The organism is Pedobacter suwonensis, from assembly GCF_900111825.1.
In the GTDB taxonomy this organism is placed as follows: domain Bacteria; phylum Bacteroidota; class Bacteroidia; order Sphingobacteriales; family Sphingobacteriaceae; genus Pedobacter; species Pedobacter suwonensis.
On record NZ_FOJM01000010.1, the window covers coordinates 232,700 to 240,022 of the forward strand.

The following is a 7,323-nucleotide window of genomic DNA, read 5'->3' on the forward strand; positions in this document are numbered from 1 at the left end:
AGCGTTTTAATTTAATGGTAAGGTCGTCATTACCACGCAGGTGGAACCACGGAGTGCTCAGCGAAGCTAATCTTAAATCGTATTCAAGTAGCGATCGTTGTAAGATTGCTTAGCGGCTGAAAAAGCCTTCTTATAATGACCTTCCCCGCAGCACTTCATCGCAAACAATTCTCTCTCTGTGTCCTCCGTGCCTTCCCCTCTATTTTCTCTGTGGTTAAAAACTAAGAAAAAGTTGTTCTCAAAATAAACTCCGGATCAGGGCAATTGGTTAGGTATTTTTTGCGCTCACTAAACTTACATACACCCGGATAGTCGCCTTCTAATCCGTGCATATCTTCGATAAGCTGAAAATGAAGGTGTGGAGGCCAGCAACCGTTTTCATCCTTATTACCGAATTCGGCAAATCTTGCACCTGCTTTTATTGGCATTCCTTCGCTTAGATTACTTAAAGAAGCTAAATTCAGGTGACCGTAAAGTGCATTAAATTTGTACCCTGCAATATTATAAGTCAGAATGATGGTTGCACCGTAATCGCCAAAGTTGTTGTTATTGGCAAAGCTATGAACGGTTGCATCGTAAAAATTGTAAACTGGTGTTCCTGCCATCCCCCAGATATCTACCCCTAAATGCAACCTGCGAGGTTCTTCTTCCGTATCAAAATGTGCGCTTCGCGAATAAATGCTACGGTGCTCGTTGTATCCACCAATTCCGTATCGCGCATCATTTTTAAGCAGCTTTTCATTTACCCAATCAGAAAACATATTGGTATCGTTCAAAACCTCATCTGTTAATTCCGTATTGGATGCGGTAAAATCAAGAGGCAAAAGCCGATCGTTTTTTACATCGAAATCAACAACTTTTTGGATTAATGCAGCATTTGATTGAATAACCTGACCGAAAGTTCGCATCTGTAATTATTTAAAGATATACACGAAATTATAAATGTAATGCGATAATGCACCACCAATTACAAATAGATGCCAAAGTTCGTGGCTGTGCATCCACCTGGATAATTGCTTATCTTTTGCATAATAATAAGTGCCGCCTATATAAAAAATACCGCCCAAAAGCAGCCAGAAAATCGCCCCTAAGGGCAAAGTCCCCAACATTTTCTGAAGCAAAGGAACGATTAAGCAGCCCATTAAGATATAGATGGATAATGATATGGCTGTACTTTTTAAACGGTTAAAAATTTTGAGCAGACAGCCGGCAATGGCAATAATCCATACAACAGCAAACAAGCCCCAACTTAGCCAGCCATCAAAAACCATTAAGGCTGTAGGACTGTAAGAGCCGGCAATCATGAGGTAAATGCAGCAATGGTCAAACTTTTGCCAAAAACGTATCCCGTAATCGGTAGCCGGATAACCATGATACATGGCACTAACACCAAAAAGAATAAAAGTTCCGATGCTGTAAATCCACGCAGCGGTATATTCAATTGGTGTATTGCATTTTTGGAGCAAAAAGTATCCGGCCGGGATTGCTACCAAAGCCGGTATAAAGTGCGTGAAGAAATTAACGGGTTCCCTTAGTTTCCTCACAAAAATTATTCGCTGTCCTCGTCTTTTTGCCTCGGCTCTTTTGCAATCTTATCAAAAAGATGATCCATGCGTTCTACATACTCGTTGGTATCATCCACAAAGAAAGTAAGTTCTGGCACCACCCTTACCTGGTGGCGGATTCTGCTTCCCAGTTTATACCTGATTTCTCCGGCATGCGAATTCACCGTATTGATTGAAAGTGTTGTATTATTGGTATTTAAAAAGCTGAGGTAAACTTTAGCCACTGCCAAATCTGGCGAAACCCTTACCCGGGTAATGGTTACCAATGTATTAGGCAAAAATGCAGCACCTTCACGCTGAAAAACCTGTGCCAACTCCTCTTGTAATACTCCTGCAAATTTCTGCTGACGTTTACTTTCCATAATGTTATAATTATCAATTACCAATGATCAATTACCAGACGATTCAATCCAGGTAATATCGATTGATAAGGTTTTAAAATCATCAATAACCAATGTTCAATTATCAGACCATAACTCATCTGCTAATATTAAATTGGAAGACTATAAAATTTAAAATGCAAACTGATGAAATTGATCAACTCAGTTTTTTGTAAAAATACTTATATTTAATTAATGAGCAACGGAACCAACTTTAATCTCGAAGAAAGGACTTTTTTATTCGCCCAATCCGTTAGGTCTTATTGTAAAAAGGTTACCCATAATATTATCAACATTCAAGACATTAAACAAGTTGTTCGGTCTTCAGGTTCTGTTTCTGCAAATTACATCGAAGCCAATGAATCTTTAAGCAAAGCAGATTTATTTACAGAATAAAGATCTGCAGAAAAGAAGCTAAGGAGACTAAACTCTGGCTCAATCTTATCGATATAGAAGATAAAAAAGATCTAGAACCTATAAAACTACTTTTAGTTAGTGAAGCAAATCAACCCATGTTAATTTTTAATGCTATTATCGAGAAATCCCAATAGCAAAAGATCAAATTACAATAATCAATTTTTATTCTGAAAATTGATTATTGTTGATTAGTTATTTGTGCTCCAGGCTCGTTTGAATATTGATTATTGTTTTTTGGTCACTAATATAAAAGGTTGCTATCATACGGATACCTTGCCACATGTGCAGCCCTGATTTTATCGTATAATAACGTTTTAAATTCTTCTATATTCTCTTTCTGAGTGGCTGAAATAAACAGGACTGGTACTTTGCCATGACTCATCCAGCTGTTTTTAAATTCTTCCAGTGTTAATTTACCGTCGTCATCGTCTCCTTCTACTTCCGGCGAAACGTAAGCGTCAATTTTATTAAATACCAGGATCATATCCTTATCAATTGCACCAATATCTTTTAAGGTTTCATTAACGGTATTGATCTGATCTTCGAAATTTGGATGCGAAACGTCTACCACATGGATCAGCAAATCTGCTTCCCTAACTTCATCCAAAGTAGATTTAAAGCACTCTACCAAATGGTGAGGTAATTTGCGGATAAACCCAACGGTATCAGAAAGCAGGAATGGTAAATTCTCGATTACTACTTTGCGTACAGTAGTATCCAAAGTAGCAAACAGTTTATTTTCTGCGAATACTTCCGATTTCGACAACATATTCATGATGGTTGATTTACCCACGTTGGTATAACCTACCAAAGCTACCCGAATCAGCTGACCGCGGTTTTTACGTTGTGTTTCGTTTTGCCTGTCTATATTTCTCAGACGTTCTTTTAGTAAAGAGATTTTATTTAAAATAATCCGCCTATCACTTTCAATCTGCGTTTCACCCGGCCCACGCATCCCGATACCACCTTTCTGGCGTTCTAAGTGCGTCCACATCCCTGTTAAGCGTGGTAAAACATACTGTAACTGGGCCAGTTCTACCTGAGTCTTGGCCTGAGCAGTTTGAGCCCTGTTGGCAAAAATATCAAGAATTAAATTACTCCGGTCTAATACCTTAACACCCAGTTCACGGTCTATATTCCGCAGTTGCGACGGCGATAATTCATCATCAAATACTACAGTATCAATTTCTTCTGATTTTACATACGCTTTTATCTCTTCCAGTTTTCCGGTTCCCACAAAGGTAGCACGATCAGGCTTAAGCATTTTTTGCGTAAAAACTTTCTCCACCTTCCCACCGGCTGTATCTACCAAAAAGGCCAGCTCGTCTAAATATTCTTTTGTTTGGGCTTCCTTCTCGCCAGGCGTAACCACACCGACTAAAATTGCCCTTTCCTGCACTACGGCAGTATCATAAAATTTTTGTTTTCCCATGTAATTGATACAAAGATACAAAATTTGCGAACGTGTATTTTTTTTGTTCAAACCCCGCAGGTTTTTAAAACCTCCGGGATTTATAAAAGGCTAAATCTGCGCCACAAATTCTTTGATAGAAGCTCCGGGATTATCGGTTTTCATAAAATTTTCACCAATTAAAAATCCGTTAAACCCTGCGGCTTTCAATTCTTTTATGGTCTGCGGATCACTAATGGCGCTTTCCGAAATCTTTAAAAATTTATCCGGAATTTTATTTACTAAATCGAACGAAGTCTGGATATCGACTGTAAAATCAGCCAGGTTCCGGTTGTTTACCCCAATAGCATCTAAATGAGGCGAAATACTTCTTTCCAGCTCTTCATGATTATGCACTTCTAAAAGCACATTTAAACCAAGATTATGTGCAAATTTTCCGAAATCATTGATCTGTTGCGGTGTTAATATCGAAGCAATCAACAGAATAATATCGGCACCCCAGGCTTTAGCTTCAAGGATCTGGTATTCATCGATCATGAAGTCCTTTCTTAAAATCGGAATATTGTTTGCAGCGCGTGCAGCCAGAATATCATCGGTTTTACCACCAAAAAAATCTACATCTGTTAATACCGATAGTGCAGATGCCCCGGCGGCATTATATGCCTGCGTTACTTCTCCAACATCGGCAATGCCATTAATTAAACCTTTTGAAGGAGACCGGCGCTTAAATTCGGCAATAATACCCGTCCGATCTTCAGCTAATAAAAAGTCTTTAAAAGAATAAGGTTTCCGCTTAAAATGGGGCGAATTTTCTAAATCCGTTATGGAAACCAAGGCTTTCGCATCGGCAATTTCTTCTTTTTTTCGTATTACGATTTTATCTAGTATGTTCATTTATCAATCTGTTAAGAGGGGCATCTCAAATATGTAATTTTCATCCTGGCTTATTGAAGAAGTTTTAATAACTTCTTGCGCGGCGTTTCGACAGGCTCAACGTGACAAAATTTTAAAAAAGGTGATATACCTCATCTAAAATTTTATCATTTCAATCAATTGAGACCCTGATGCAAATTCAGCATGAAGACCGGGTGAAAAAAGTGCTAGAACGAAGCGGTTAACCAATTCTCCATCATTTGTTTGCCATGTTCTGTAAGCACACTTTCAGGGTGAAACTGTACACCACGCACATCCAGCGTTTCATGTCTTAACGCCATAATTTCATTCTTATGATCTCTGGCTGTAATTTTTAAACATGAAGGAAAATTATCCTGACTCACTACCCAGCTATGGTAACGTCCAACGTTAATGGTTTGCGGACATTCCCAAAACAAAGGCTCATCACCATCTACAACCGTAACTGGCGTAGCAATACCATGCATTGGCCTGCCTAAGTTGTACAATGTACCACCAAATGCTTCTGCAATGGCCTGTTGCCCTAAACATACCCCAAAAATACTTTTTGTCGGCGCGTAAGTTCTGATTACATCCAGCAATAAACCCGCTTCTTCCGGAATGCCCGGACCTGGTGAAAGCAATATTTTATCGTATTTCTCTACATCAGCCAAATCGAATTTATCATTTCTCCAAACTTCAGCTTCATAACCAACTTCGTTAATTAAATGCACCAGGTTATAGGTAAAACTGTCATAATTATCGATTACCAGAACCACCCCCTTGGCCCCCGAAGGGAGATTACTATTTATATTTTTTTCCATTGTATTCCTTACTATTGGATTTTACTCCAGACTGAAAACTCCAAACTAAATCTGCTCTGCCATTTGCACCGCTTTACGCAATGCGGCAATTTTATTGTTTACTTCCTGCATTTCGGTTTCAGGTACCGAATCGGCTACAATACCTGCTCCCGCACGGTAATGCAGTTCGTTGTTTTTGCTCATAAAAGTCCTGATCATGATGGCATGGTTAAAGTCCTCGTTAAAACCCATAAAGCCAATGGCTCCTGCATAAAAGTTCCTACCCAGTTTTTCATTTTCATCAATCAGCTGCATGGCTTTATACTTTGGTGCCCCGCTTAAAGTCCCTGCCGGATAAGTGTCGGCAACTACCTTAAAAGCGCTTACATTTTCCTGCAAATGACCGCTCACTTTACTCACTAGGTGAATCAGGTGCGAATAATACTGCACTTCCTTAAAAGATTTTACTTCAACGCGGTTACAGTGCCTGCTTAAGTCGTTCCTGGCCAGATCAACCAGCATTACATGCTCAGCACTCTCTTTAGGGTCTTGTTCCAATTTTCTGGCCTGCTCTGCATCTTCAATGTCGTTTCCACTCCTTTTAAACGTTCCTGCGATTGGAAAAATATTCGCCGAATTGTTTTTAATCGTAATCTGTGCCTCTGGTGAGGAACCAAACAATTTAAAATTACCGTAATCGAAATAAAAAAGATAAGGTGATGGATTGATCGAACGCAGACAACGGTATACATTAAATTCATCTCCGGTAAAAGCTTGTTTAAATGCCCTTGAAGGTACAATCTGAAAAACATCACCGCGATAAATATGCTTTTGCAGTTTTTCAACCAGATCCATAAAACCCTGATCAGTTAGATTTGAACTTTCCTCACCACGAAGCTGGAACTTGTATTCAGGATAATTTTTATTCTGGATCAGGTATTCCATTTTTTCCAATCCACCCTCTTCTTCTCCATCGAAAGTATTTTTGAAAAGCGTAATTTCGTTCTTAAAGTGATCAATGGCAATGATGTAACGATACAAGTGGTATTGCATTTCCGGAATTTCTTCTCCTTCGGGTGTTTCGGAAGCGAACTTGATATCTTCAAAATGCTGCACGGCATTCCAGGTAAAATAGCCAAACAGGCCGCTTGAGATGAATTTAATTTCGGGCAGTTCAGTTTCCTTAAATTTACCCTTAAAATCAGCAATTTCATCGATCAGATTTTTGCTCTCGGTAATCTCGACCGTACCATCAGGAAAATAGGTTTCCAGTCTAGAACCTTTTAAAATGATCCCCGCAACCGGATCGGCGCAAACAAAACTCATGGAATTTTCACGACTGTGGTAATCTGAACTCTCCAGTAAAATGCTGTTTGGATACACATCGCGCAAGCGCAGGTAAATGCTTACCGGCGTGGTGGTATCGGCAAGTAGTTTTTTGTAGGTCGTATTTATTTTATACATGATTTTACTATGTTGCTATTGCTTCGTGCATCGCAATAACGTTTAAATTATTTTTAACAATAAAAAGCCCGGCGTGTGGTTCTACGCCGGGCTTTAATGGTTCTTTAATAAGGTTTAGGTTGATAAACTATATTTCTTTCATACGCAGCCAGCGCAATCCGTTTTCGAATTACTTTGCCAAAGCCAGGTATGTATATTGTTGATCATGAGCCACAAAAATATAAAGAATTTTGAAAAAGCAAAATATTTATGAAAATAAGTTTAGTCAGAAGTTATGAGTCCCAATCCCCTTGTCACCCTGAGGGATAATTTATGATATAAAAATCAATATGATTGACGTTTTTTCCTTCGCACAATTCTTGCCTCGGCTCACCGCCGCCGAAGGGCTCTTA

General features: G+C 39.1%; 8 protein-coding genes. 1 reads left to right on the forward strand and 7 read right to left on the reverse strand.

Annotation, left to right across the window (positions count from 1 at the left end; all coding sequences use genetic code 11):
- Positions 1-221: 221 nt before the first annotated feature.
- Genes BM107_RS14775 through rbfA form a run of 3 tightly spaced genes read right to left on the reverse strand, consistent with a single transcriptional unit; the run spans position 222 to position 1,927 of the window.
- The gene (locus BM107_RS14775) at positions 222-908 is read right to left on the reverse strand and encodes a peptidoglycan DD-metalloendopeptidase family protein (RefSeq protein ID WP_090984640.1); all 687 of its coding nucleotides are present in this window, start codon (positions 906-908) and stop codon (positions 222-224) included.
- Between the two features lie 6 nt (positions 909-914).
- Complete coding sequence (gene trhA, locus BM107_RS14780) at positions 915-1,544, reverse strand: PAQR family membrane homeostasis protein TrhA (RefSeq protein WP_159435248.1); 630 nt, start codon at positions 1,542-1,544, stop codon at positions 915-917.
- Between the two features lie 5 nt (positions 1,545-1,549).
- Positions 1,550-1,927 carry a 30S ribosome-binding factor RbfA gene (gene rbfA, locus BM107_RS14785; protein ID WP_090984644.1) on the reverse strand — a complete coding sequence of 126 codons (378 nt, stop codon included), beginning with the start codon at positions 1,925-1,927 and terminating at the stop codon, positions 1,550-1,552.
- Positions 1,928-2,140: 213 nt separating this feature from the next.
- Here rbfA and BM107_RS14790 point away from each other — a divergent pair, with 213 nt between their 5' ends.
- Positions 2,141-2,341, forward strand: coding sequence for a four helix bundle protein (locus BM107_RS14790; protein ID WP_090984646.1), 201 nt, complete (start codon positions 2,141-2,143; stop codon positions 2,339-2,341).
- Positions 2,342-2,603: 262 nt separating this feature from the next.
- Here BM107_RS14790 and hflX read toward each other — a convergent pair whose 3' ends face one another.
- The 4 genes from hflX to BM107_RS14810 form a co-directional block, all read right to left on the reverse strand.
- Positions 2,604-3,794 (reverse strand): GTPase HflX, encoded by a 1,191-nt coding sequence (gene hflX, locus BM107_RS14795; protein WP_090984648.1) that lies wholly within the window; start codon positions 3,792-3,794, stop codon positions 2,604-2,606.
- Positions 3,795-3,884: 90 nt separating this feature from the next.
- On the reverse strand, positions 3,885-4,667 hold the full coding sequence (trpC, locus tag BM107_RS14800) for an indole-3-glycerol phosphate synthase TrpC (protein ID WP_090984650.1): 783 nt from the start codon (positions 4,665-4,667) through the stop codon (positions 3,885-3,887).
- 206 nt (positions 4,668-4,873) lie between these two features.
- Positions 4,874-5,488, reverse strand: coding sequence for an anthranilate synthase component II (locus tag BM107_RS14805; protein WP_090984652.1), 615 nt, complete (start codon positions 5,486-5,488; stop codon positions 4,874-4,876).
- Positions 5,489-5,533: 45 nt separating this feature from the next.
- Complete coding sequence (locus tag BM107_RS14810; RefSeq protein ID WP_208864386.1) at positions 5,534-6,931, reverse strand: anthranilate synthase component I family protein; 1,398 nt, start codon at positions 6,929-6,931, stop codon at positions 5,534-5,536.
- Positions 6,932-7,323: the final 392 nt, after the last annotated feature.

Coding starts and splice junctions, on each gene's coding strand:
- BM107_RS14775 (WP_090984640.1), bottom strand. CDS start 908: ATGCGAACTTTCGGTCAGGTTATTCAATCAAATGCTGCATTAATCCAA.
- rbfA (WP_090984644.1), bottom strand. CDS start 1,927: ATGGAAAGTAAACGTCAGCAGAAATTTGCAGGAGTATTACAAGAGGAG.
- BM107_RS14790 (WP_090984646.1), top strand. CDS start 2,141: ATGAGCAACGGAACCAACTTTAATCTCGAAGAAAGGACTTTTTTATTC.
- hflX (WP_090984648.1), bottom strand. CDS start 3,794: ATGGGAAAACAAAAATTTTATGATACTGCCGTAGTGCAGGAAAGGGCA.
- trpC (WP_090984650.1), bottom strand. CDS start 4,667: ATGAACATACTAGATAAAATCGTAATACGAAAAAAAGAAGAAATTGCC.
- BM107_RS14805 (WP_090984652.1), bottom strand. CDS start 5,488: ATGGAAAAAAATATAAATAGTAATCTCCCTTCGGGGGCCAAGGGGGTG.
- BM107_RS14810 (WP_208864386.1), bottom strand. CDS start 6,931: ATGTATAAAATAAATACGACCTACAAAAAACTACTTGCCGATACCACC.